The following is a 25,131-nucleotide window of genomic DNA, read 5'->3' on the forward strand; positions in this document are numbered from 1 at the left end:
CCTTCCGGTATTGGAAGGGATTTTTAGTTTGAATGGTTATGATTATTTCCTAAGAGTTCCAAGTGTCTATATGCTGGTTTCTGTCATCAAATATATACGTGCCCACCAATTGCTTGCGATAACTATAGGTAAGGAACGTCATGCCGAACAACATTGTATATAGTACAAACATTAAGATTCCAATGGGAAGAAAGGTCACCGGAATCAAATGGTTTTCATAATCACTATAGGATAACAGCGTAATTAAAGTCTCAATAATTTTAAATAGGTAGACCAGGCTGATGATGTAAAGTACGTATTCCAAATTTCGCATGGGAACATCGCTCAACTCCCTTTCCTTAATTTTAAACCACATCACGTATAAAAAAACGAGATGTACCAAGGAAAGGATTGGGAAAATATAATTGTCCACCTTAAAAAAGTAGAACTTGTTCGTGTAAAGTCCGTAAAAACTGAACACATTGAGTAGAACGATACTGATCAAGGATAAAAGTAGCGTAAGCTTCCAAGAAAAAACCCTTTTTATGGTACTGAGCATATTTGATCTTTCGGTTTTGAATATGATTGATTCCTTATAAAACGGATACAACTTTGGTTTATTCTAAAAACTCGATGAACGGTACGTTCTTCTTTTAAAAGAAAAATTTAAACTTTAATATTTACATTTTCAAAACTTTATGAAATCCATTTTTTAGCTATGGCCTTGTTGGAGAATACAATTAGGGCTATGGCGATGACCAAGATCATAATGGGCATTATCATCGCATTTGGCCCATAGACTTCAAAAGTATCGCTCATAAAAAAGTTATAGGTCATTTGTCCCAAAAGCCCAAGCAAGGAAATAACGAATAACGGCTTGGCCCATTTTTTCCGTAGAAGGAGGAAAATACATGCAATGGTACCGCCCCAAACGGCGATCGCAAAGGCTGCAGTAACCCATGCGGGTTGGTTTTCATAGAGATTTCGCTCCGCTTCGCTCATAGTGGCAAGTACTTCATCGGACATAAAGGCCTGTCCAATATAGGCCATCGCTCCGGCCAAATTCCATAATAGGGCCAAAACGCTTACGATCCAAAACCAGGTAGGTGGTTTTATTTTAGTTTCAGTTGTCATAATTATTGGTTTTGATTAGTTGTGTTTAAATTACAAAAAAGTTGTTAGCAATGAACGATCCTTCTTATTTTAGACCCATTCTCCAAAAATGAAAAGAACCCGTTACTATTACCTAATACGCATCCAATATTTAGGATTTAGATACAGCGGATGGCAAAAACAGCCTGGCCGAAAGACTGTTGAAGGCATGTTGGAAAAAACATTCAAACACGTACTTCCGGATGCCAAGTTCAAAATTTTGGGTTCCGGACGTACCGATTCCAAGGTTTCCGCCTTGGATGGCGTTTTTGAATTGTTTTTGGACGATACGCCCTTGCCCAATTTCGAAACCTTTTTACCTATCTTTAATAGAAACCTTCCACCGGATATTCGTGCATCGGATATAAAATCCGTTTCCAAGGATTTCAATATCATCAAAAACAGCAAATCCAAGGAATACGTATACTTATTTTCCTACGGGGAAAAGAACCATCCCTTTTGTGCGCCTTTTCTTTACAATGTCATTGAAAACCTTAACATTTCATTGATGAAGGAGGTCGCAGCTTATTTTGTGGGTACGCACGACTTTTCTACGTACACAGCCCGATTAAAACCCAATACACAGGTTATACGAACCGTAGACTATTGTGAAATTTTGGAAAACGACCTAATATACGGTTCTTTTTTTCCCAATGAGAGTTATAAACTTGTGGTTAGGGGACAAGGGTTTATGCGCTACCAAATTAGAATGATCATGGGCGCCTTGATCCAATTGGGAAAGGGCGAACTTGGGAAGCAGGACATTCTGGATTCCCTAAATCCCGATATAAAATTAAGATTGACTACCGTAGCCCCTGGCTCAGGACTCTTATTGAACGAGGTAAAATTCGATTGATACGACTTAGGGCTTTTGACTATATTTAAACAAATTTCCGGTATGGTGAAAAGAAAAATTGGATTGCCCAAAAGAAAGAAAAAGGTATCGCGTGTTCGGGAAAAAGTAGGTGCCGCCCCGGGAACGGTCAGTTATCTGGGTACCAAGGAGAAGTCGGAAAGTCTCGTATTCGTTACCACCTACGATTCAGAAGAGGTAGAGACCAAGGAACATAAACGATTGGAAGATATCCTCCAATATCAAAAGGACCCACGAACATCTTGGATCAATGTTATTGGCATTACGGATGTACGTTTTATAGAGGAATTGGGGCAGGGTTTCGCCTTGAACAACCTCCTTTTGGAGGATGCCGTGGATACGGACCAACGTGCAAAAATCGACGAATATGATGGTTATATTTTTGGGGTTTTTAAAATGCTCTATTTGAACGAAAACGATGAAATTGTTCCGGAACACATGGCCATGGTGCTTATGGCGAACTCCGTGCTGGTGTTTCAGGAAGTCAAGGATGATGTTTTCAACGGGGTGCGGAATAGAATAAACTCAAAATCCGGACGTATACGGAGTCGAGGTGCAGATTATTTGTTCTTCGCACTCTTGGATGCCATTATCGACAATTATTTTTTGGTTCTGGAGCAAATTAATCACCGTATTGAACTCTTGGAGGATGAAGTCTATGCCGACCCAAAACCGGAGGTGGCCCACCAGATACAACTGTTAAAGAAAGAGGTATTGAAAATACGACGCTGGATCTTCCCCGTAAAGGAGTTGGTGAGCAGGCTCATCGATTCTGAAAGCCCCCTGATCAAACACGATACCAAATTATTTCTACGGGACGCTTTGGACCACTCCCTGGAAATAAACGAAACACTACAGATCTACAGGGAGATGAGTATGAGCCTTATGGAAATGTACATGAGTAACATGAGCAATAAAATGAACGAGGTGATGAAGGTTTTGACCATTATGGCGTCCATTTTCATTCCACTGACCTTTATTGCGGGCATCTATGGTATGAATTTCGAACATATGCCGGAACTCCAATATAAATATGGGTATTATGTAGTTTGGGCCGTGATGGTCCTGCTTTTCATCGGGATGATGGTCTATTTCAAACGAAAGGATTGGCTGTAGCGGATTTTCCGATCAATCGAACAGATCCGAGGAAAGATAGCGGTCTCCCCGATCGCACACGATGGACACGATAACACCGTTTTCCAATTGCTCGGCCAAACGAAGTGCCACCGTAGCCGCCCCTCCAGAACTCATACCGGAAAAAATGCCCTCTTCCTTGGCCAATCGTTTTGCCATTTCCACCGCTTCGGCCTCACTGACTTCCATCACCGTATCCACTTTGGAGGCATCGAATATTTTGGGCAAATATTCCTTGGGCCATTTGCGTATTCCCGGGATTTTTGAATTGTCCGTAGGTTGTACCCCTACAATCTGAACATCCTTGTTCCTTTCTTTTAGGAAGGTTGAAGTTCCCATAATCGTGCCCGTAGTGCCCATGGCAGAAACAAAGTGGGTGACTTTCCCTTGGGTGTCCTTCCAAATTTCGGGTCCGGTGGTTTTGTAATGCGCCTTCCAATTGTCATCGTTGGCAAATTGGTTGATCATGACGAATCCTTCTTCCTTTACTTTGTTTTCGGCATAATCACGGGCACCCTCAATACCCACATCGGAAGGAGTGAGGGTGACTTTGGCCCCATAAGCGCGCATGGTCTGTACGCGTTCCTTGGTGGAATTTTCGGGCATGACCAGTTCAATATCCAACCCATATACCCCTGCGATCATGGCCAGGGCAATGCCCGTGTTTCCACTGGTGGCTTCAATAAGTTTATCCGTAGGTTTTAGGGTGCCGCTATCCAGTCCGCTTTTAATCATATTGTACGCCGCTCTGTCCTTTACGCTACCACCTGGATTATGGCCTTCCATTTTAAAGTACAGTTTTACGTTGGGATTGGTATTCAATACCCGGGATTCCACCAACGGGGTATTTCCTATAAGGTCAATAATGGAATTAGACATCGGTCTGGGTTTTTATTTTTATTTCAGGCGAATGGTACACCGTGCTATTGGGAGGTACAGAAGCCGTTAACCAGGCATTCCCGCCAATAATGCTATTGGCCCCTATAACGGTATTTCCCCCTAAAATGGTGGCATTGGCATAGATGGTCACATTGTCTTCAATGGTGGGATGTCTTTTGGTCTGCTGCAAGTGTTTGGCAACGTACAGTCCGCCCAAGGTCACACCCTGATAGATTTTTACGTGGTTCTTGATAATGGCCGTTTCACCAATGACGACGCCCGTACCATGGTCTATATGGAAGGAATCCCCAATTTGGGCCCCTGGATTGATATCCACACCGGTTTGGCGATGGGCATATTCCGTCATTAATCGGGGTACCAAGGGAAAACCAATGGTATATAGCTCATGGGCGAGCCTATAAATGGCAATCGCATAAAAGCCAGGGTAGGCCATATAGACCTCCTCAATGGATAGGGAAGCGGGATCACAATTTACGGTGGCTTCCGCATCAAGATTCAATTTCTCTAGAATGGCCGGGAGCTTTTGTACGTAATTGCCCCAAATTTTTTTGCACGGTTTTTGACATTCCCAACAGGCCAAATCGACCAGATTATCGAATTGGGCCTCAAGTTTGTCCAAATTTTCCGATACAGGGGTTTCTATGTCGAACAAGGTGTAGAACAGCAGGTCCGTAAAGGTTTCGGTATCCTTTTTCAGACGAAAACGTAAATTGGGCTGCTTCTTATGAAGGTTTATCTTCTCAACGATGGATGGGTGGCTCATCAACTTGGTTTATCTTTCAAAATTAACCATTAATTCAAAAGGTCTTTCCAGCAAATGGTTAACTTTAGCTTAAAATCACAATACTGTAGTCGTATGTCACAAACCGTAATTACTAAAAATACCCTCGATTTTTTGAACCAGCTGAAGAAGAACAACAATAGGGATTGGTTCGAGGATAACAAAAAGCGATTCAAAGAGCAACAGGTAGGGGTCAAAAAGTTTTTTCAGGAGGTTATGGAAAAACTGAACACGCACGACAAAATAGAGCGGATGAAGATGTTCAGGATTTATAGGGATATCCGGTTTTCAAAGGACAAAACACCGTATAAGTTCAATTTCTCAGCCTCTTATACCAGAATGGGCGCCGAAAGAAGGGGCGGTTATTATGTGCATATCCAACCGGAGGGCAGCTTTATAGCCACGGGGTTTTGGAATCCTGAAAAGGAGGATTTGCATAGGATACGAAAAGAGTTCGAGGTAGATGCCATTGAATTCAGGAGCATAATGGAAAATCACGACTTTCAAAAAATATGGGGAAATCTGGAAGGCGAGGAGCTAAAAACAGCGCCAAAGGGTTTTGACAAGGAAGATCCTAACATAGACCTTATCAGAAGGAAACAGTATATATTCATGAGAAAGTTTACCGATCAGGAGGTACTCTCGCCCAATTTTCTGGATACCATCAACGAATCCTTTATGGCCATCCGTCCATTTTTTGATTTGATGAGCAACATCCTGACGACCGATTTAAATGGGGAATCCTTGTTAGACTAGTACCTTGTCCTCAAAATATTGGATCTGGTCTTGAAGCCTTTTGATGACCATATTCATCATTCTTTTGTTCAGGGCCGATGAGTTTTTGATATAGGCTTCGTATTCCTCCAAGGTAAACTGACCGATAATCATTCCTTTTAAAGAATTCCGGAATTTGATATCCTTTTGGATGGCATTGATTACATAGTTCAACCTGTTCTCCAAACTTAGAGTATAGAAGGAATTCTTGCCTTTCACGATATAATTTTGAAAGGAAGCCAGCAACAAACCGTTTTGTAGTTTGATTACCGGGCGTAACGTTTCGTTTTGAAAACGTTCCTCATCGCTCATATTCGGGAGAATTTTTGCTGAAGGAATTTCGGGACGAATCTGAAGCAACTTTTGGGACCTGTCGTTCATTTTGTGCGGTTTTTATAAAGGTAGCGATTAAAGTCTGCATGCACTTAAGTTGGGGTATTAGTTTTTAACGGGGTTATAAACAATACTTTTAAATGTTGATTTTTAAAACTTTAGAATACCTAGGCCCCATATTTGCCTATAATCGGTATAAGTACTGATAAATTGCCTTATGGAATAGGGTCAAGGCCAATAGTATGTTAAAATAAGTAATGGCATGGCGCTTAAAACAGCGATTATGCTAAAATCCGACCTGGTTTTTTGATGATTACTTAGAACGGCGGCACAACATTTTACACCTTCATAAATCGTTCTGTTAAATATGGTTTAGGGTCATAATCTCTTTGTTTTTTCGTTATAATTTTGACCTATAAAACAATACGATATGAGATTCCATACTAGAAAATTGGTAAAGCCGGAAGACCTGAATTCCAACGGAACGTTGTTTGGTGGAAAAGTATTGGCCTGGATTGATGAGGAAGCCGCCCTATATAGTATTATACAACTGGAAAACAGTAAGATAGTCACCAAATATATGTCTGAAATCAATTTCATGAGCGCCGCCAAACAGGGCGACATCGTTGAGATTGGCGTACAGGTCGTAAAGTTTGGCAAAACTTCGCTAACCTTGAACTGTGAAGTTCGTAATAAGATGAACCACGAGACCATTGTCACCGTGGACAATATAATCATGGTAAACCTTGGGGATGATGGAAAACCCGCCCCTCATGGTAAAACAAAGATCGAATTCGTTAAGGACCGATTGGCAGCTTCGGAGACTTCCTAAAAAATTAGGACATGGTCTTGGCGACAGCCTGTACTTGGTCCAGTACCCGTAGGAGATTTCCGCTCCAGAGTTTGGCGATTTCTTCTTCGGTGTATCCACGTTTTACAAGTTCCAAGGTAACATTGAAGGTTTCCGAAGCATCGGACCACCCATCAATTCCGCCACCGCCGTCAAAATCGGAGCTAATACCCACGTGGTCTATACCTATCAATTTCACCATGTAATCGATATGGTCCACAAAGTCCGCAACATTGACAGCTTCAGGGGCATCCTTCCTACTTTTGACCAGTTCTTGTCCCATTTGGGTGACCTTGGGGTAATTCTCCATAAACACGGCCCTTTGCTCGTCCGTAAGGCTTCTAAATTGAGAACGTTCGTACCATTCAATACCTAGGGAGTCGGCAATCTGCTCGTACACTTCTTTCATATAAGCGGCCCGGGCCTCGTGCTTTTCGGTATTTAGATAGGAACTGAAAGCAACGGTTTGCACCACCCCGCCGTTTTCCTTCATCAGCATCAACTGTTCATCATCCAGATTTCGACTGTGATCGCAGAGTGCCCTTGCCGAGGAATGGGATGCGATTATCGGGGCCTTGGACAAGGCGATCATTTGCTTCATTGCTTCTTTGGACGGATGGGAAACGTCCACCATTATTCCAAGTCTATTCATCTCTTTTACAGCCCTTTTACCTAATTCACTTAAACCATTATGTAACCAAATGGAATCAGCTTCGCCCGTGTTGGAATCGCTGAATTGACTATGTCCATTATGGGCCAATGAAACGTATCTGGCCCCAAGTTCATGATAGCGTTCAAATTCCGTTAAATCCTCTCCCATGGGATAGGCATTCTCAACCCCGATCATGGCCACTTTTTTTCCTTCGGCATGGATACGCCTTACATCTTCAGATGTCAGTGCCAGATTTATTTTATCAGGTGCTATCTCTTCGCAAAGTCTATGGATGGCATCAAATTTGGCCATCGCGTTCTCCTTTCCTTTGGTATATCCTTCCGCCGTTAAGGTATCTTGGCCCGTGTAAACGATCAACCATGCAACATCCAGGCCGCCTTCCTCCATTTTGGGCAGATTTATCTGTGTGTTAAGGCGTTGGGTATAGTTTATACTGTCCGTAAAGTTCGCCACATTGATATCATCATGCGTATCCAGCGTAATGACATTTTCATGGATTCTCATGGCTTTTTCTTCCAATGATTCCACCGCCATTGGTTTTTCCTCTTTACAGGCCATTACGGCCAAAACGCCCAGAATATAAATGTATCGCTTCATTTTGTAAGATTTTATACCTACAAATAAAGGCCATTCACAACAAAAAAGGAAGCCTAGGAAACATTTAATTGTGGTTAGGGCATGAAAGGGTCAATTTTAGATTCTGAAAACTAAGAAAGACCTAAAATCTACGACCCATTCATGGACGGTGTACAAACAGAAAACTTACTGAATCAATTAAAACATTTGGAATCAAGCCTTTCCAGCTTTTCATTTGAATCGCTAAATGCAAATGAGGCCGCTTCGTTGAAGAGTTCCTTTAAGGCATTTTCTCACCTATTGGAGGAAAAAATCCAAAATCCAAATGATCCCATTCCCATCATTAAAAAAAACAATAACTCTAAGGGGGAAGGTAATGCAGCGGAGGCCCACGCTAAGGATAACAAGTTCATTGCGCATATCAGCCACGAAATACGAACTCCATTGAACGGAATCATAGGTTTCACCAATCTCTTGCGAGAGGACGGCCTCAACGAAAGCCAATCCAAAAAAGTAGACGCCATATATATGGCCTCACAGAACTTAATGGAGATAATCAATGAAGTTTTGGAATATTCAAAGCTCTCTTCGGGCATGGAGGATTTTATGTCTGTCGATTTCAATTTACATGCCTTGATAAACGATGTTATTTTTCTGTGCCAGACCTTGTTGGTGGATCGGAACGTGGATTTGCAATTGAAAATAGACGCTAAAGTTCCAGGGATTTTGGTGGGAGACCCTTCAAGATTGTCCCAAATACTTCTAAACCTAATGGGGAACGCCATAAAATTTGTGGAGAAGGGATTCATTCGGTTAGGGATTACTCTTTTGGAACAGGACCAAGAGGATTTCAAGCTGCAATTTTCAGTGGAGGATTCTGGCATTGGCATGTCCAAAGAGCAGCTTGGTGATGTATTCAAATGCTTTAAACAGGCCAATGGGAATATTTATCAAAAATATGGTGGCACGGGCCTTGGACTTTGTATTGTAAAGGAATTAGTGGAAAGGCAGGGAGGTGAAATATCCGTAGAAAGCTTTTTGGGTAAAGGATCAACCTTCAAGTTCACCATCCCATATAGAAAGGGAAATTCCAAGAACATTCCCCTAAAATCTTCCGGAAAGGTTACGGCCGTTAAGGGAAAAGAAGTGCTTAACGGTACCAAAATTTTGGTTTTCGAGGACAATCCCTTGAACCAGCACCTAATCAAGGAACAATTGGACAAGTGGGGTTGCAGGGTTTACGTAACCTCCAATGTGGACAACGGTTTGGGGATATTGAGGACCCAGCAAATCGATTTGATCTTGATGGACCTGAAAATGCCCGGACTAAACGGTTTTCAAATAACCGAAATCATAAGAGGAGATGCGCATATGGAACAAGTGCCCATCATTGCCGTAAGCGCGGATTATACCGCGACGGATGAAGAGAAATGCATTGCTTCCGGTATCAATGACTTTTTATTGAAACCCTATACCTTGGACGAATTGCTGAAAAAGCTTTTAAAGGCCATAAACCAAACCGCTCTTTCAAAAAATAGTAAGGACCTGTTGCGTAGGAGCGTAATTACAGGAAAGGCTTCTGCCGCAGTCGACCTATTAGGAGTTTTGGAAGATTGTTGTGGCGAAATCAGCGTTCTGGAAGAACTCATACGTTTGTTCAAACAAAATGTATATGAGTTTATAGGTACGGTAAAAATCAATATCAAACAGAACAACCTCAAGGAAATAGGCTTTGCGGCCCATAAATTAAAGGCAGGTATCAAAATGCTGCAACTGGAAAATCTGGTGAGTATTGTGATGGATATGCAGACGTATAGTGAGGAAGGCAACGAAATAAAGCTTCGTGCCCTCTTCGATGAATTCCTTATACGGTATCCTAAGTATGAAAAGGAGATCGATACATCCCTTTCCATACTAAAAACGCAAAAGGAAGACTGATGATGAACGTATTATTGGCGGATGACGATGATTTACTGGCGTCCCTTTTAGGGTTTAGGCTTAAAAAGGGTGGGTATAGCGTACACCATACCTCCAACGGCAAGGAGGTTAAGGAGTATTTAAAAACCAATAGACCCGATATCATCGTGAGCGATATTATGATGCCCTATTTTTCTGGAATCGAATTGATCAATTATGTACGAAAGGACCTTTCCCTGGATACGCCAATAATCATTATTTCCTCTGCAGGTAATGAAGAAAATGTATTAAGTGCCTTTGAATTAGGTGCGAACGATTTTATCTCGAAGCCCTTTAGTCCATCGGAATTAATGGTCCGGTTGGCACGTGAACTAAAAAAAACATAAATCTATAGTCATAGTCCCCCAGAACTATAAAATAACGACCTTGATTTCAAGCCCCAAAATCCCAACGGATTTGTTGTGGGGTTTGTCCTCTTTTTTTATAGGGCTGGCCGTGGTATACCTAATATCCGTGTTCTACTTTAGGAACAAGATTACGAGGGAAGCCCAAAAAATAAGGGAGAAGAAAAAGGAACTTTCGCCTATAGTCAGTGAGTTTTTGTTCTATGACGAAAATGGGGACAAGATCGAGAAGATAAACTATATAGGGCTAAAAATTGAAGTACGGGAGCTGATCAAACATGCCTTCGACCGCAAGGTACTTACTGAAATCCTGATGGATTTACGAAAAGATGTTTCCGGATCTACGCGAAAGGAATTATTCCATATTTATCAGGATTTGGGATTACATGAAGATGCCTTTAAAAATTTAAAAAGTTGGCGTTGGGAAATCATATCCAAGGGAATTTTCGAGTTGACCCAAATGCACGTGGAGGAGGCCTACAAGCCCATTACCCGTTTTATCAATGACAGGCGTCCTACGGTAAGAAAACAAGCCGAAATAGCGGTGGTAAGCCTTAAAAGAGAAGGTATCACTTTCTTTTTGGACCATACCAAATACAAAATATCCGAATGGCAACAATTGAAGCTTCTGGATGTGGTTAGAAACCAGGAGGATTATATTGCGCCGCCATTTAGGCTTTGGTTGACCTCAAAAAACAACCATGTAGTGCTTTTTGCCCTAAGGCTTATAAAACATTACAACCAAAATGACGCCAACAGTTCCTTGATTACTTTGGTAAACCATAAAAGTAATTATATCAAGCGAGAGGCCATTCACTGCATCAAGGAATTCAATATTACAGAGGCACTGCCCGTTTTGAAATCGGTTTTTGATAAAAATAGTACTGATATACGGATGCATATTCTGGATGCCATAGCTGAAATTGGAAGTGAGGCCGACCTTTCATTTTTGGAAAATATAGAAGGAGAAAACTATAGTTTCATGGTGAAGAACAAGGCCGTTAGGGCTATAAATACCATAAAACCGGAAGCTATTCTTCCAACCAAGGACATTGAAAGCGGAGCCGACAAACTGAAACCGGCAAAAGCATCGGAGGAAAACACTCTAGAGGTTGTTAAAACCGATGTGACGGAGGCATCCCAAGAAGAAAAGGATAACCAGGAATCCAATATGAACGCTTCGGAGCCCAATCAGGAATTGATAGATACAGCATTGGGTGTATTTTTCGAGGCCGATGCAGATCCGTTGGAAAAGCAAAGTTTGGAGCCTTGGAAGGAAGCGATTGAACTGGATGGAGTCGATATCGTGGATTCCAACAATGCTTTGGAATTGACCGACGAAGAGATTGCATTTTTACCATTGATAATCGACCCGGAAACAGAAACGTTGCCAACCTCCACCAAAGGCTATGGGAAGACCTTACCGGAAATAGAGGTAATCTTTGAGGAATTGAAACCTAAAAGAACCCCGGTGGACTTTGATTACAGTTTTTTGCCATTCGTTGTAGAGCCCCAGAAGGAACCAATAAGAAATATTGCAACGATACCTGTGGTATTTGAAGAGGTGTTGGCCATGGAGGAAGAAAGAACCGTGGATATCGCAACGCTGGATGTGGAATATGAGCCGGTCGTGGCCGTTCAAAAGGAGAAGCCTGTAGACATCCTATCCCTACATGTTGAATATGAGGAGGTAATTGCTCCGGAAGATGCTACGACCTCCGAAGCGTTTCCAGTGGATTTGCTCGATTTTTCGGATTTGAACCTATCGGAAGTAAAAAGCATGGAACATGTAGAGGGGCAAAAGGATGCAGTATTGGATTATATAGACTGGCCCGTGGATTTCGAACTTCTGTTCCAAGAGCAAACAGGGGACCAAAAGGGGGAATTTGAGGAGCAGGAATTCAACGAAAATAGGGTATCCCTTGACGCAATAATCCCCAAACCAAAATTCCATAAGGAATTGGAGACAATGGCACTTCTCGAAAATATAGAGGAACTGGGCGATGAAAGGGAAATTCCATTTCTGAAATCCTTAATGGAAACCGAAAGTTCCCCTGCTGTTTTAGAGAGAATTGGAAGTGTTTTGGACCATTTTGTTACCGTTTACAAAAAGCAGGATGTACCAAATAATTTAGAACCCGAAAAGGAATACAGTGTTTTTGAGGAATTGATTTACAAAGGTGATTTGGAGACAAGATTATTTTTATTGAATGAAATTGCACAATTGGGGGATGCCAAGGAACTGCCTTTACTCCATACCCTTGTTTCTGATAAAAACAAGCTTATAAGGGAGACCGCGCTAAAGGTTCTTCATGCACTACAGAACCGGTTGGAGGAAGCTGCTTTGGCATTGGGTAGTCACAATGACAATGCTTCCATTTCCATTGAAGAAATCATAAAAAAGGACGACCCAGATTTCTTCAAATTGAACTTTGAACCAACGGGGACGACAGAAAAAACGGAGGAAAGAAAATACAAAGGACCTTCAAATCCCGGGGATAGGAATACCCTCTTCGATCATCTTTGCACTATGTCCACCAAATTTTATAACAAAAAGAATGGCTAACGGGTTTCTGGACATATTGATGGAGTATATAAACATCGTTTTCTTCGTGTTTACGGTGGTCCTGTTCTCCATGTTTTCCATCATGGGCTATTTGTCCACCAGAAACTCTATTCACTATAGGAACAAAAATAGTTTTGGGGACATGTCCAAGCTGATGGCCTCTCCCTTGGCCCCCAGCATTACCATCATTGCGCCCGCTTACAATGAAGGACTTACCATTGTGGAAAATATACGCTCGCTTATGTCCTTGCGGTATGTAAACTACGAAGTCATGGTGGTCAACGATGGAAGTAAGGACGATACCTTGCAAAAAATGATCGAGGCTTACGATCTCTATAAAATTGACCAGGAAATAGACCCGGATTGGAAGAACAAGCCTATTAGGGGTATCTATAAATCCCCCCATAAGGCCTTTTCCAAATTAACGGTCATTGATAAGGAGAACGGCGGAAAATCAGATGCATTGAACACGGGGATGGCCCTTTCCACCAATCAATATGTGGGCTGCATCGATGTGGACTGTCTGTTATTGCCGGATGCGCTTTTGCATGTAGTGAAGTCTTTCTATCAACGGTCCGAAAAACAGGTAATTGCGGTTGGCGGTGTTATCCGTGTGGCAAATTCCTGTATCATCCAAGGGGGACAATTGGAGGAAATTCGCTTGCCCACCAACTGGCTTGCCCGTTTTCAATTGTTGGAATACACGCGCTCCTTCATTTTAGGTAGAATGGCATGGGGCCGTATAGACAGCTTGTTGATCATCTCCGGGGCCTTTGGTTTTTTTGACCGTGAAATCGCGTTGGAAGTAGGGGGGTATGATACCAATACCGTTGGAGAGGATATGGAAATCGTATTTAAGATGCGTCGCTATATGCATGAGCGCAAAATACCTTACACGGTGGAATATATCCCGGACCCCTTATGTTGGACCGAAGTGCCGGAGGACCCAAAAATTCTGATCAATCAGAGAGACAGATGGGCGAGGGGAAACCTCGAGACCCTTTTCAAGCATAAAGACATGTTCTTCAATCCTAAGTTTGGTAGGTTGGGCATGCTCAGTTACCCCTATTGGTTCTTTTACGAATGGATGGCCCCGCTGCTGGAGTTTTTCGGCTTTTTTACCATTATCCTTTTTTATTGGTTGGGCATTTTGAATTGGGATTTCTTTTTGGCCATTACTGCGGCCGTTTACGTTTTTTCAATTATGTTTTCGTTTTACGCCATACTATGGGACGTGTATTCCTATAATGAGTATAAGAAAACAAAGGACATCCTCATTTTGATGTTTTGTGCTATCGTAGAACCCGTAACCTTTCATCCATTGGTGGTATGGTCTGCGGTACGGGGTAATTATAAAAAATTGTTCAAGATTAAGTCGGGTTGGGGATCTCAGGTCCGAAAAGGATTTGCAAAAGCTAGTTGACCATGTTGGAATACAGGGAAGAACATATCGAAAGCAAGGAGCGTAAACTGCGGGATTTTATTCCTGTGGTACTTACCTTCTTTGTTGGTTTGGCCGTTCTTTCCATCTATCAAAACACCATGCTATATTCCATGGGTGTATTGGACAGTATTTTCAATAGTAGTTTCTTCCTGTACTTATTGCACCATTTGGGGTTTGCTTCGGTCATTTCGCTTTTTTTGGCCTTCGTTTTCAATCTCTTGGAGAACAAAAGACCGGGCCTTGGTCTTAGGACCGTTAAAATTACCATACCCATTTTGTTGGTACTGGAGGCCGTTCTCATTACCTATTACATTCAGAATTTTGAACCGTTGGGTTCGGATATTTTTGGATTGTTCAGCACTAAGGAAATACGCTTTTCCCTATTGCAGGCTTCCATGGCATCCCTCATTACGGGGGGCGTCTGTTTTATTTGTTACAAATACATTGCCTCCCTGTATACGGTTATCAGTAGAATGTATCCGCTTACAATAGTGTTTTTCAGTATTTTCCTTGCCACCTTATATTCGGATAAAAAGCCGGTCAACGAAAACAAGACCCAGTATTTGGCAGAACACCTGACCGAGCGCCTCCTGCAATGGGAAAGTTACGAAGGTGCGGAGGAATATCCGTTGTTAAGGCCATTTAAAAAGGAAACAGGACTCTCCGCCTATTTTCGAACGATGGATTCCTTACCACATATTAAGATTATTCTGATAGACGGTTTGGGAAATGATTTCGTAAACGGATGCTTCACGGATTTTATGCCTCATTTACAGGGATTGAAATTACGGTCTTTGAGCTGGAGGAATTTTTTGAGCAATACAGGTGAAAGTCATGCCTCCTTTCCAACGGTCATTGGTTCTTTACCCTTTGGGGAATCCGGATTTACGACGCTTCCAGATTTCACATTTAGAAACACCTTGTACAGTGTTTTAAAGGACAATGGCTATGCAACAAGTTTTAGTTATGGGGGAAATACTGCATTGTTCAATATGGATCGGTTTTTGGAAGAGGAAAAAGTGGACCTGATTTTTGACCGAAACAACTTCGGAAATGAATTCAGGCTACAAGAGGAGGACGCGGCAGGTATTACCCTAGGATACCCTGATGGGGCCTTGTTTTCCAATTTCCAAAAAAATGCAAAGAAGTTCCATGGACCAAAGCTCGATGTATTTATGACCTTGAGCACCAAAGCCCCCTTCCACATACCCAATATTGACAAATACAGGGATAGGGTAGTCCAAATAGCGGAAAAATCCAATTTGAATGGTTCGGCCCAAAGATTTGTAAGACGCAATGAAGCATTATTTTCCAGTTTTGTATATGCCGATGAAGTTTTGGCTGAATTCATGGAAATGGAGCGTTCGTCTTCACATTTTTCCAATACCATCTATATAATAACGGGAAGCCACCAGCTTTCTGAAATTTCACAGGATAACCCTTTGGCCAAATATCGGGTTCCTTTATTGATTTTCAGTCCCTTATTGAAATCCCCCGGCGAGATGGAAAAAGTGGCTTCCCATGCAGATATAGCGCCCAGCCTGCTCGCTTTACTTTCTGCAAATAGACCCATTAAGGTTCCGGGTCAATTGGGTTTCCTAGGAGACGATCTGGTGAAACAGTTCGCCAAGAAGGGCGATAGACAGATACCTTTATTGAGGAGTGCCTATAAAATGCATGATTTCATCGTGGACGATTTTTTCTATTCCGATGGCGATATCTACCAATTGGACCAAAATTTAATCCTAAGGGAATTGAAGGATGGGAATACGACCGTTGTGGAAGCCATCGAACAAAAGTTTGAAAACTTTAAATCCATCAATCGCTATGTGACCACAAAGAATAGGATAATACCACGATCATTGTCGCTGATCGAAGATAGAAAGCCCAAATTTTCAAAGGAGGAAATGATTTGGATTGAAAGTGTTTTTAACGGAAAGGATTTTGACAATGCCTATTCAAACGCAAAGCACTTGGCGTTCCAAAAGGATTATGGTAGGGCGCTTTTGTTGTGTGAATATATTCTGAGCGAAATTCCCAGGCACGCGGATACTGAAATTCTTGTTGGAAGAATACATGCATGGAAAGGGGACTATGATAAGGCCATAGAAATACTGAACCGGGTTATTAAAAAGTATCCCAAGTACGGGGATGCCTATTGTGCGCTAATGGATGCTTATTTCTGGTCCGGGCAAAATGGCGGTACATATGAAATTCAACGATTATCGCGGAAAAATGGAGTACAGGATAAAATTTTGGACGAAAAATTCAAAAGGTCCATTGCACTGATCGTCAATAAGGAAGAAGAGGAAGGAGCCCAGACCATGCAGCAAAAAACCGTAGAACAAGTTTCTAAAAGAAAATGATAAAAAGGCTTCTTCTAATATTTCTAGTATTGATTACCCTTCATTCCATAGGGCAGGAAACCAGCTATTCCGGCGATCCGGATGCGTCCTTCTTTAAGGCCAGGGATTTGGCCTTTGCGGGCAATAGGGCATCGGCTAGGGATACCCTAAAAAGGATCCTTGACAAATATCCGGATTATACGGATGTTCGAAACTTGTTGGCAAAAACCTACAGTTGGGATGAAGAATACGATGCTGCCAGATTGGAATTCAACAGGGTTACTAGTAAGGAACGAAAAAATTCAGAGGCTTGGATCGGTTCCATAAAGAACGAACAGTATGCCAAAAACTACCTTATCGCCTTGGGCCTGGCAAACAAAGCCTTGATGTATTTGCCAGAAAACCAAGAACTGGCAGTACTCAACCAGGACATCGTGCAACAAATAGAGGACCAACAACTTTTACAGAATAGGCTAAAGGACACAAAACTGGAAGATGAAAGTACCCAAGCTTTCACTGTCTATACAGAAGCCGAGGTCTTTGACAGGGAATTGGACCCAATGTACTACGGCGGCTTGGAATATCAAAAAAAGACGAAATGGGGGGTTCTTATACCAAGGCTTAATTATAATCGTAGATTTAACATCAATGGAGTACAGGCAGAAGTGGATGCCTATCCTAGATTTTCAAAATCCTTGAGTGGCTATTTGAACTATGGATATTCCGGGGACCCTATTTTTCCGAAACACAGAATGGGAGGGGAGTTGGTAAAAGAGTTGCCTAAGGCCATGGAAGCTTCTTTGGGTTTCCGGCATTTGGTTTTTGAACAGGATGCCGCCACTATCCTTACGGGAACCTTTGGACTGTATCGGGGGAATTATTATGCCGTCCTTAGACCTTATATGGTGCCGGACGCCAGAAAGGGCCTTGGTATTTCCGGAAATCTGTTGGTTCGTAAATACTTGAAGGATGGAAACAATTATTGGGGCGTAAACCTAGTATATGGCTTCGATACGGAATTGAACCAATTCATCGTCAACGGACAGTTATTGGCGGAAACCTTGTTGTATCTGGAATCACAAAGGCTACGATTGGAATATCAGTTTACCAATAAAAAGGGTAATAATCAATACAAGGCCAATCTGGGGGTAAACCGACAAGAATTGGCCTTTAGCTCCGGAAGTTTCTTTGTATCGGTTACCGCAGGAATCGCATATCAGGTGAAATTCCGTTGAACCATTATAAATAATCGACGAACGGAATGTGTTCCAGCCCAAGTAGAATGGGGGTTTGCGACAACATAAAAACATCAGACCTATAATAACTGTATTTTTTACAACATAAATGGACGGGTTTACCACAATTAATTGTCAAAAAAGCAAGTAGCAGCTACTTTTAGACCATACTTAAAGAGTAACCAAATCGAAATTATAAACCTAAAAATCCCCAAACATGCTTTACGATACCTACGGTGAAGAATACTTGGTTTTTCTTCAGGAACTAAATGAAATTCTTAGCCTAAATGAATTAGCGGAATTGGATTATATGTAATTGAAAGCCCCTTAACCTTAAAATTAAACAGTATGGCAAATCAAGGCAACGACAACGCGTCCTATCATAATTTTATTGAAAGTTTGAACAATATTCTTGTAGACTCTAACATCAACAAGCTAACATATTCTTAGTGTATATTGTGTACTATTAAAAAAACGCCTTCATTTTTTGAGGGCGTTTTTTTATTGTTATAAATCAAGCGCAAACTATAATACACAACCAAAGGGTCGTAACAACATTACGTAGGCATACGATGGGTTCTTTTCCCTTGGTCCATTGGCCATGAGGGTATTTTGATGATTTATCCCAGATAGGTCTTTAAAAGTTTGCTTCTTGAATTATGACGTAATTTTCTGATCGCTTTTTCCCTGATCTGTCGTACGCGTTCCCTAGTCAGATCAAACGTATGACCAATCTCAGCAAGGGTCATGGATTGTTGGTCGCCAATACCGTAATAGAGTTTAACTACGTCCGCCTCCCTGGGGGAAAGGGTTTCCAAGGCCCTATTGATTTCCGTATTTAAGGATTGTTGTAATAAATGGTTGTCAGGTCTTGGGGATTCCCCTGACCTTAGCACGTCATACAGGTTTGAATCCTCACCTTCACGTAACGGGGCATCCATGGATACATGTCTTCCTGAATTCTTCAAGGATTGTTTGACCTCCGTTACGGTCATCTCGAGTTCTTTGGCGATTTCCTCCGCGGATGGTGGACGTTCATGCGTCTGTTCCAAATAGGAAAATGTCTTTTTTATCTTATTGATGGAACCTATTTTGTTCAAAGGCAATCTAACCACCCTGGACTGTTCTGCCAAGGCCTGTAGAATTGATTGTCTGATCCACCAAACGGCATAGGAAATAAATTTGAACCCACGGGTTTCGTCAAATCGCTTTGCCGCTTTAACCAATCCTAAGTTTCCTTCATTGATCAAATCGGGCAATTTTAAACCTTGGTTCTGATATTGTTTTGCTACGGATACCACAAAACGTAGGTTCGCGGTCGTCAATTTTTCCAAGGCCACTTGATCGCCTTCGCGTATTCTTTGGGCCAGTTCTACTTCTTCGTTTGCTGTTATTAGATCAATCTTACTGATATCCTGCAAGTATTTGTCCAATGATTTTGATTCGCGATTGGTTACCTGCTTGATAATCTTTAGTTGCCTCATGTATGTGTGTATTTATTTATTTAATGTTTGTCCAAGTTCTCATAATACATTTTTATTACGTCTTTTCCAAAGGGAAACCTATAATGTTTTCAAAAATTTGTTAGCTATACCGTAAATTATCAAGGATTTAGGTCGTTGTTCCAACAAAGCTTATTTTTGATGTAATTGACCTATTATGAGCAAAAGGGCGTTGAAAACGTATTTGTCCGGATTAAAGAAAAAGGAGCTTGAGGAGCAGATTATGGAACTGTATGACAAGTTTCCGTCTGTAAAGACCTACTATGATTTCGCCTTTAACCCTAAGGAGGACAAATTGATACAGGAGGCCAAGACCAAAATTTCCAACGAGTATTTTCCTGTCAAAAGAAAACGTCCCAAGGCTAGGAGGTCGGTCGCCCAAAAGTATATCAAACATTTTATCAAACTGGGCGTGGACAGTGCCATGGTAGCGGACCTTATGTGCTATAACCTAGAAATTGCGCAAACATTTTCAATGGAGCGGAACGTTCCGGATGCCTTTTATAAAAGTATGCTGAATTCTTTTTCGGAGATGACTACTTTTATTTCCCAACATGGTATTTTGGAGGAATTTAAGGAGCGAATCATTACGATTTATAATCATACACAGTCCAAGAATTGGCTTTATGGGGAAGAATTTTCAAAGGCCTTGGATATATTGGACTAAATCAAAACATTATGGCGATAGTAATCATTAGACAGGACGCAAAAATTGAGGCTTGGAAAAAGGCCCTGAAGGAAAGAAATCCATCGATCGAAGTGTATAGTTATCTGGAAGACCATCCTAAGGAAAAAATTACCATGGCCCTAATTTGGAAACACCCCCAAGGAAGTTTGGCCCCATATCCCAATTTAAAATGCATTGCCTCTGCTGGGGCCGGAGTGGATTATATTTTCGAGGATGCGCTGGCTCCGTCCACTGTTCCCATTACCAGGGTAGTAGACCCGTATTTGGCCAGCGACATGTCTGAACATGTACTGGCCGTAATCCTTGCTGAGTTGAAAAATTTCAATACATACAAACTGCAACAGGTAGCGAGCGAATGGAACCCCAGGATTTACAGAAGGATTAAGGATGTAAGGGTGGGAATCATGGGCCTTGGGGAATTGGGTGCATTGACGGCAAATGATTTAGTAAAATTTGGGTTTACCGTTCAGGGATGGTCCAGAAGCAAAAAGAAATTGAAAAATGTGGAAACGTTCGCGGGGAAAAGTGAACTGGAAGCCTTTCTTTCGATGACGGAAATACTGGTCTGTCTTTTGCCCTTGACCCCAGAAACGGAAGGAATCCTCAACAAGGATGTGTTTTCAAAATTACCAAAGGATGCCTATGTCATCAATGTGGCCAGGGGCGGACATGTAGTAGACCGCGATCTGCTGGAAGCTTTGGACAGGGAACATCTGTCCGGTGCCTGTCTGGATGTATACCACCAAGAACCATTGCCCAAGGAACATCCTTTTTGGACACACCCTAAAATATTTATGACCCCACATTATGCAAGTGTATCCGATACCGATTCCGTAGTCCCCCAAATTCTGGAAAATTATGACCGACTTAGAAAAGGAAAGGAACTTCTAAACACTGTAAATATAAAGAAAGGCTATTAACATGTATAGTTCATAAATTCTTTATGGAATACAGGCCCCTGCGGAATTTATATTTTAATTACCGATAAAAATCCTCTAATTTTAAGGTTTCGAAATTTTAACCTAACTAAAATTTTCTTGCCTTTTTGAAATCCACAAAAGACACAACTGAAAAAACATTGTACGGTTATCAGGAGGAAGACCTTAAGAAAATATTCGAATATCTTGAGGATAATCCAGATAATTCCAATCTCTTATACCAGTTGCCAACCGGTGGTGGAAAGACCGTCATTTTTTCCGAAATAGCAAGAAGGTACATAGAAAAAACAGGGAAAAAGGTCGTTGTGCTTACGCATCGCATAGAACTTAGCCACCAAACTTCCAAAATGTTGGGCGGTTTTGGTGTAAACAATAAAATCATCAATAGCGATGTAAAGGAATTAAGGGACCAGGACGATTTCAAGTGTTTTGTAGCGATGGTCGAGACCTTGAACAACCGGTTACAGGAGGATAAGGTAGAAATCAATAATATAGGGCTGGTCATCATTGATGAGGCCCATTACAATTCCTTTAGAAAACTATTTAAATACTTTGATAAATCCGTAATTCTTGGTGTAACCGCCACCCCTTTGAGCTCCAATATTAAGCTTCCCATGAAGGATAACTACAAAAAGTTGATCATAGGGGAGTCCATAGAATCCCTGATTGGGAAGAAGTTTTTGGCCAAGGCCAATATGTTCAATTATGACGTAAGCCTCCAAAGCTTGAAGTTGGGTATTAATGGGGATTATACCGTAAAGTCCTCGGACGAGCTTTATGGCAACCATAGTATGCTGGGCAAATTGATGAATGCCTACCAAGAAATCGCAAAAGGGACCAAAACTCTGATTTTTAACAATGGCATCAACACGTCCAGATATGTGTACGATCTCTTTAAAAAGGCCGGTTATAACATCAGGCATTTAGACAATAAAAACAATGCTTCGGAGCGGAGGGAAATCCTTAAATGGTTCCGGGAAACCCCAGATGCCATATTGACCTCCGTGAGTATTCTTACCACGGGTTTCGATGAGCCATCCGTTGAGACCATCATTTTGAATAGGGCAACCCGCTCGTTGACCCTTTATTTTCAAATGATCGGTAGGGGCTCCAGATATTTGCCCCATAAGGAAGAGTTCAATGTGATAGATATGGGTAACAATATTGCCCGTTTTGGTATGTGGGACGCCAAGATAGATTGGCAGGAAATTTTTCATTTCCCTGATTTCTTTCTGGAGAACATCAAAAACGATGAGGAAATCGAGCGGGAGTTCGTTTATGAAATGCCACAGGAACTTAGGGACGAATTTGCAAAGTCCGAAAATATCGAATTCGACATTAAGGAAGAATACAAGAAGAGTTTTGCCAATGGCGAAAAATCCAAATTGGTCCTGGAAAAAAGTATAGAGCAGCATGCCAAAATCTGTGTTGAAAATGCGGAGGACGTTTTTGATGCCCGTATCCTTGCCAAAAAATTGAAGGAGGAAATCCGGTATCGGGTGCGGCAATATTCCTATTGCATTATGAACAATACCAAGAATTACAAAGAGTGGTTGGAGGAAGACTACGAACGCAAGCTTCGGTCAAAAATATCCAAGATGTTCGCCGCCAAAATGTAATCCCATTAATTACTGCATTTCTCTCGGCTTTCCTTTGGTTGGTAAATGGGCATATTTCCTAATTTGTCAAAGTTTAGGCTTTCTAAACGAACCTGGTGTGTTTCTAGGTTTTTCAGCTAGAAATTCTTGATATGTTGTTGTAAAAAGTCCAAAAATTTGAGGTATCCCTAAAAATTGACCAAAACAGTTCATAATTGAAGGGAGTTGGTTAATTTAAGGGTGTAAAGAAACTCCAACCAGTTCGAATGAAAAACCGTCAGCTTCTCCTCACTTTTATCCCAACTATAATTCTTACTGGGATTTATGGCTACCATTTCTTAACAGGTCTTCCGCCCATATTGATGATGCTTCTTGCCATTTTTAGTGGAATCTTGGTACAGATACTCTTTTACTTATTGTTCAAATTGATCCAGTTTGTTTTCAAAGGAATTGACGCCATTTATATTTTGGTCGTTTTGAGCGGAGTTTCCACCTTGGTTGCCCTAAAAATCTTCGGGTTTGGTTGGCCGGATGTCCTGTATTATGCCTTGGCTGGTACCGCATTGCTCGTAATCGTTTGTCTGTGGTGGTTTTTACGTACGAAATCCTTGTTTTCGTTTTTGACGCTGTCCTTTGTTTGCATCGGTTTGGGTTATGGGATTTATTTACTGGCGAATCCTGGGTCGGAACCCTATCAAAATGATTTTCCAAAATTTTCCATGGGAAAAGGGTATCAAACCTTAAAGGAAATTGGTGTTGAAAATCCGGCATCCCAAGGTAATTTCCAGGTAGATGCCTTTACTTATGGCAGTGGTTCGGATAAAAAAAGAACCGAATATGCACAAGATGTTCGGTTTATTACCCCAACCGTGGATGCATCACTATTATTGCCTGAATGGACGGGGAAAAAGAAAAAATGGCGGGAGCAATTCTGGGGATTCGGGGTAACCGAGTTCCCCTTGAATGGAAGGGTCTACATGCCGCAGGGCGACGGACCTTTTCCGCTTGCGCTTGTTGTTCATGGAAATCATAGCATGATTGATTATTCAGACGATGGCTATGGCTATTTAGGGAACCTGTTGGCCAGTAGGGGCATAATTACCGTCTCTATCGATGAGAACTTTGTCAACGGGCATTGGTCCGGCGATTTTAGGGGTAAGGAAATGCCCGTTAGGGCCTGGCTCCTGTTGAAGCATTTGGAACAATGGCAACAGTGGAACAATGATTCGGCGCACGAACTTTCAGGAAAGGTCGATATGGAAAATATCATGCTCATGGGACACTCCAGAGGTGGGGAGGCCGTAACCATAGCAGGGGGTTATAACCGACTCCCCGTTTTTCCGGACAATGCCAAGGTCCCCTTCGATTTTAATTTCAACATCAAGGGCATTGTATCCATTGCGCCTACGGACTATAGGTATGATCGTAAGATAGTTTTAAAGGATGTCAACTATTTGAGCCTGCAAGGGTCCTATGATTCGGATGAAGCCAGTTTTTGGGGTCTCCGGCCGTATCGGAGATTACAGTTTACGGATTCCGTGAGTCGGTTTAAAGCTGGGGTATATGTCCATCATGCCAATCACGGGCAGTTCAATTCCACATGGGGAAAATCTGATTTTGGTGCACCCATGAAATGGTTGTTGAACCTAAAACCACTTTTGATGGCTGAAGAACAGCAGCAGGTGGCCCAAGTATACATTAGTGCTTTTGCGGAGTCCGTCCTAAAGGGGAACGACACCTACCTGCCCATTTTTAAAAACTCGGCATTCGCCAAGGATTGGTTGCCAGATGAATATGTAATGACCCATTTTGAAGGGTCGGATTTTGTGATGCTGGTAGGTTTTGAAGAGGACATTGATATTACGACCGTATCGGATAGCATTTCAATAACAGGGCACTACTTGAATCTTTGGAAGGAGCAAGGCCTAACGACGCGCGACAAGGGGCAACAGGACAACAATGCAGTCATTTTGGGGTGGAATATGACGGATAGTATATCTACCGATACAAAACCGACCTACCAAATAAATTCGGACAACCTGTTTTGGAGGGATTCTGTACAAAGTGTACAGTTATCCATAGGCAGTGGTGACCCCAAGTGGTTGAAATCGGAATCCAAAGAAACCGTTGAGGGAGGAGATAAAAATGATGACACAAATTTGGAATATGATTTCAGTCTGGTGTTGGAGGATAGTTTGGGCCGTACCGCTACCATTAAAATAAGCGATGTCAAAAATATCATTCCACCGCTAAAATCGAAATTCACCAAGTTCGAGTTTTTGGATAAGGATATGATTGGTGACCCTTGGGAAGTGCAATTGCAGACCTTCCATATCCCGATTTCCAAGTTTGGAAAAAATGCATCGGATTTCGACCCTACCGCAGTAAAACACATTCGGTTTGTTTTTGACCAAAGTCCCAAAGGTGTGGTGGTTGTGGACGATATTGGGTACAATCCATTGAAATAA

At 41.8% G+C, this 25,131-nt stretch carries 21 protein-coding genes; 14 read left to right on the forward strand and 7 right to left on the reverse strand.

Annotated elements, in window-relative coordinates:
• Nucleotides 1-49: 49 nt before the first annotated feature.
• Nucleotides 50-538 (reverse strand): hypothetical protein, encoded by a 489-nt coding sequence (locus tag DZC72_RS11245; protein WP_125223029.1) that lies wholly within the window; start codon nt 536-538, stop codon nt 50-52.
• A 137-nt stretch (nt 539-675) separates the two neighbouring features.
• On the reverse strand, nt 676-1,113 hold the full coding sequence (locus DZC72_RS11250) for a hypothetical protein (protein ID WP_125223030.1): 438 nt from the start codon (nt 1,111-1,113) through the stop codon (nt 676-678).
• An 88-nt stretch (nt 1,114-1,201) separates the two neighbouring features.
• On the opposite strand from DZC72_RS11250, the gene truA reads away from it, so the two are divergent.
• Both truA and corA read left to right on the forward strand, forming a co-directional pair.
• Nucleotides 1,202-1,987, forward strand: coding sequence for a tRNA pseudouridine(38-40) synthase TruA (truA, locus tag DZC72_RS11255; protein WP_125223031.1), 786 nt, complete (start codon nt 1,202-1,204; stop codon nt 1,985-1,987).
• Between the two features lie 42 nt (nt 1,988-2,029).
• On the forward strand, nt 2,030-3,121 hold the full coding sequence (gene corA / locus DZC72_RS11260; protein WP_125223032.1) for a magnesium/cobalt transporter CorA: 1,092 nt from the start codon (nt 2,030-2,032) through the stop codon (nt 3,119-3,121).
• A 12-nt stretch (nt 3,122-3,133) separates the two neighbouring features.
• Here the strand turns inward: corA and cysM are convergent, their stop codons facing one another.
• Both cysM and epsC read right to left on the reverse strand, forming a co-directional pair.
• Nucleotides 3,134-4,018 carry a cysteine synthase CysM gene (cysM, locus tag DZC72_RS11265; protein ID WP_125223033.1) on the reverse strand — a complete coding sequence of 295 codons (885 nt, stop codon included), beginning with the start codon at nt 4,016-4,018 and terminating at the stop codon, nt 3,134-3,136.
• Nucleotides 4,011-4,802 (reverse strand): serine O-acetyltransferase EpsC, encoded by a 792-nt coding sequence (gene epsC / locus DZC72_RS11270; RefSeq protein WP_099544967.1) that lies wholly within the window; start codon nt 4,800-4,802, stop codon nt 4,011-4,013. The genes cysM and epsC overlap by 8 nt, the downstream gene beginning before the upstream one ends.
• A gap of 93 nt (nt 4,803-4,895) precedes the next feature.
• Between epsC and DZC72_RS11275 the strand changes: the two genes are divergently transcribed.
• On the forward strand, nt 4,896-5,576 hold the full coding sequence (locus tag DZC72_RS11275; protein ID WP_125223034.1) for a DUF2461 domain-containing protein: 681 nt from the start codon (nt 4,896-4,898) through the stop codon (nt 5,574-5,576).
• Here DZC72_RS11275 and DZC72_RS11280 read toward each other — a convergent pair.
• Nucleotides 5,568-5,975 carry a glyoxalase gene (locus tag DZC72_RS11280; protein WP_125223035.1) on the reverse strand — a complete coding sequence of 136 codons (408 nt, stop codon included), beginning with the start codon at nt 5,973-5,975 and terminating at the stop codon, nt 5,568-5,570. The two genes, DZC72_RS11275 and DZC72_RS11280, sit on opposite strands and share 9 nt — an antisense overlap.
• A gap of 382 nt (nt 5,976-6,357) precedes the next feature.
• Here DZC72_RS11280 and DZC72_RS11285 point away from each other — a divergent pair, with 382 nt between their 5' ends.
• Nucleotides 6,358-6,759: an acyl-CoA thioesterase gene (locus DZC72_RS11285; RefSeq protein ID WP_099544960.1), complete on the forward strand. Its 402-nt coding sequence runs from the start codon at nt 6,358-6,360 to the stop codon at nt 6,757-6,759.
• 4 nt (nt 6,760-6,763) lie between these two features.
• Here the strand turns inward: DZC72_RS11285 and DZC72_RS11290 are convergent, their stop codons facing one another.
• Entirely contained in the window at nt 6,764-8,047 is a 1,284-nt protein-coding gene (locus DZC72_RS11290; RefSeq protein WP_125223036.1) for a dipeptidase, read from the reverse strand.
• 141 nt (nt 8,048-8,188) lie between these two features.
• Between DZC72_RS11290 and DZC72_RS11295 the strand changes: the two genes are divergently transcribed.
• From DZC72_RS11295 to DZC72_RS11320, 6 genes are read left to right on the forward strand one after another with little or no spacing between them, the layout of a single operon-like run.
• Nucleotides 8,189-9,964, forward strand: coding sequence for a response regulator (locus DZC72_RS11295; RefSeq protein ID WP_125223037.1), 1,776 nt, complete (start codon nt 8,189-8,191; stop codon nt 9,962-9,964).
• Nucleotides 9,964-10,329: a response regulator transcription factor gene (locus tag DZC72_RS11300; protein WP_125223038.1), complete on the forward strand. Its 366-nt coding sequence runs from the start codon at nt 9,964-9,966 to the stop codon at nt 10,327-10,329. The genes DZC72_RS11295 and DZC72_RS11300 overlap by 1 nt, the downstream gene beginning before the upstream one ends.
• A 40-nt stretch (nt 10,330-10,369) precedes the next feature.
• Entirely contained in the window at nt 10,370-12,913 is a 2,544-nt protein-coding gene (locus DZC72_RS11305; RefSeq protein ID WP_125223039.1) for a HEAT repeat domain-containing protein, read from the forward strand.
• Nucleotides 12,906-14,336: a glycosyltransferase family 2 protein gene (locus DZC72_RS11310; protein WP_125223040.1), complete on the forward strand. Its 1,431-nt coding sequence runs from the start codon at nt 12,906-12,908 to the stop codon at nt 14,334-14,336. The genes DZC72_RS11305 and DZC72_RS11310 overlap by 8 nt, the downstream gene beginning before the upstream one ends.
• 2 nt (nt 14,337-14,338) lie before the next feature.
• Nucleotides 14,339-16,723, forward strand: coding sequence for a sulfatase-like hydrolase/transferase (locus tag DZC72_RS11315; RefSeq protein WP_125223041.1), 2,385 nt, complete (start codon nt 14,339-14,341; stop codon nt 16,721-16,723).
• Entirely contained in the window at nt 16,720-17,937 is a 1,218-nt protein-coding gene (locus DZC72_RS11320; protein ID WP_125223042.1) for a YaiO family outer membrane beta-barrel protein, read from the forward strand. Before DZC72_RS11315 ends, DZC72_RS11320 begins: the two co-directional genes overlap by 4 nt.
• 620 nt (nt 17,938-18,557) lie before the next feature.
• Here the strand turns inward: DZC72_RS11320 and DZC72_RS11325 are convergent.
• Nucleotides 18,558-19,421, reverse strand: coding sequence for a sigma-70 family RNA polymerase sigma factor (locus DZC72_RS11325; RefSeq protein WP_099544945.1), 864 nt, complete (start codon nt 19,419-19,421; stop codon nt 18,558-18,560).
• 175 nt (nt 19,422-19,596) lie between these two features.
• Between DZC72_RS11325 and DZC72_RS11330 the strand changes: the two genes are divergently transcribed.
• The 4 genes from DZC72_RS11330 to DZC72_RS11345 all read left to right on the forward strand — a co-directional run bounded on the left by DZC72_RS11330 (nt 19,597) and on the right by DZC72_RS11345 (nt 25,131).
• Nucleotides 19,597-20,106, forward strand: a complete 510-nt coding sequence (locus tag DZC72_RS11330; protein ID WP_125223043.1) for a DUF6155 family protein — start codon at nt 19,597-19,599, stop codon at nt 20,104-20,106.
• 11 nt (nt 20,107-20,117) lie between these two features.
• Entirely contained in the window at nt 20,118-21,047 is a 930-nt protein-coding gene (locus DZC72_RS11335) for a 2-hydroxyacid dehydrogenase (protein ID WP_125223044.1), read from the forward strand.
• A gap of 125 nt (nt 21,048-21,172) precedes the next feature.
• Nucleotides 21,173-22,684: a DEAD/DEAH box helicase gene (locus DZC72_RS11340; protein WP_125223045.1), complete on the forward strand. Its 1,512-nt coding sequence runs from the start codon at nt 21,173-21,175 to the stop codon at nt 22,682-22,684.
• A gap of 245 nt (nt 22,685-22,929) precedes the next feature.
• Nucleotides 22,930-25,131 (forward strand): hypothetical protein, encoded by a 2,202-nt coding sequence (locus tag DZC72_RS11345; protein WP_125223046.1) that lies wholly within the window; start codon nt 22,930-22,932, stop codon nt 25,129-25,131.

It is taken from the genome of Maribacter algicola (assembly GCF_003933245.1).
GTDB lineage: Bacteria > Bacteroidota > Bacteroidia > Flavobacteriales > Flavobacteriaceae > Maribacter > Maribacter algicola.

Bases quoted from the DNA above. Each gene is read 5' to 3' on its own strand.
- DZC72_RS11295 (WP_125223037.1), top strand. From the start codon at position 8,189: ATGGACGGTGTACAAACAGAAAACTTACTGAATCAATTAAAACATTTG.
- DZC72_RS11330 (WP_125223043.1), top strand. From the start codon at position 19,597: ATGAGCAAAAGGGCGTTGAAAACGTATTTGTCCGGATTAAAGAAAAAG.
- DZC72_RS11300 (WP_125223038.1), top strand. From the start codon at position 9,964: ATGATGAACGTATTATTGGCGGATGACGATGATTTACTGGCGTCCCTT.
- DZC72_RS11285 (WP_099544960.1), top strand. From the start codon at position 6,358: ATGAGATTCCATACTAGAAAATTGGTAAAGCCGGAAGACCTGAATTCC.
- DZC72_RS11290 (WP_125223036.1), bottom strand. From the start codon at position 8,047: ATGAAGCGATACATTTATATTCTGGGCGTTTTGGCCGTAATGGCCTGT.
- DZC72_RS11345 (WP_125223046.1), top strand. From the start codon at position 22,930: ATGAAAAACCGTCAGCTTCTCCTCACTTTTATCCCAACTATAATTCTT.
- epsC (WP_099544967.1), bottom strand. From the start codon at position 4,802: ATGAGCCACCCATCCATCGTTGAGAAGATAAACCTTCATAAGAAGCAG.
- corA (WP_125223032.1), top strand. From the start codon at position 2,030: ATGGTGAAAAGAAAAATTGGATTGCCCAAAAGAAAGAAAAAGGTATCG.
- DZC72_RS11280 (WP_125223035.1), bottom strand. From the start codon at position 5,975: ATGAACGACAGGTCCCAAAAGTTGCTTCAGATTCGTCCCGAAATTCCT.
- truA (WP_125223031.1), top strand. From the start codon at position 1,202: ATGAAAAGAACCCGTTACTATTACCTAATACGCATCCAATATTTAGGA.
- cysM (WP_125223033.1), bottom strand. From the start codon at position 4,018: ATGTCTAATTCCATTATTGACCTTATAGGAAATACCCCGTTGGTGGAA.
- DZC72_RS11315 (WP_125223041.1), top strand. From the start codon at position 14,339: ATGTTGGAATACAGGGAAGAACATATCGAAAGCAAGGAGCGTAAACTG.
- DZC72_RS11320 (WP_125223042.1), top strand. From the start codon at position 16,720: ATGATAAAAAGGCTTCTTCTAATATTTCTAGTATTGATTACCCTTCAT.
- DZC72_RS11245 (WP_125223029.1), bottom strand. From the start codon at position 538: ATGCTCAGTACCATAAAAAGGGTTTTTTCTTGGAAGCTTACGCTACTT.
- DZC72_RS11310 (WP_125223040.1), top strand. From the start codon at position 12,906: ATGGCTAACGGGTTTCTGGACATATTGATGGAGTATATAAACATCGTT.
- DZC72_RS11275 (WP_125223034.1), top strand. From the start codon at position 4,896: ATGTCACAAACCGTAATTACTAAAAATACCCTCGATTTTTTGAACCAG.
- DZC72_RS11335 (WP_125223044.1), top strand. From the start codon at position 20,118: ATGGCGATAGTAATCATTAGACAGGACGCAAAAATTGAGGCTTGGAAA.
- DZC72_RS11250 (WP_125223030.1), bottom strand. From the start codon at position 1,113: ATGACAACTGAAACTAAAATAAAACCACCTACCTGGTTTTGGATCGTA.
- DZC72_RS11325 (WP_099544945.1), bottom strand. From the start codon at position 19,421: ATGAGGCAACTAAAGATTATCAAGCAGGTAACCAATCGCGAATCAAAA.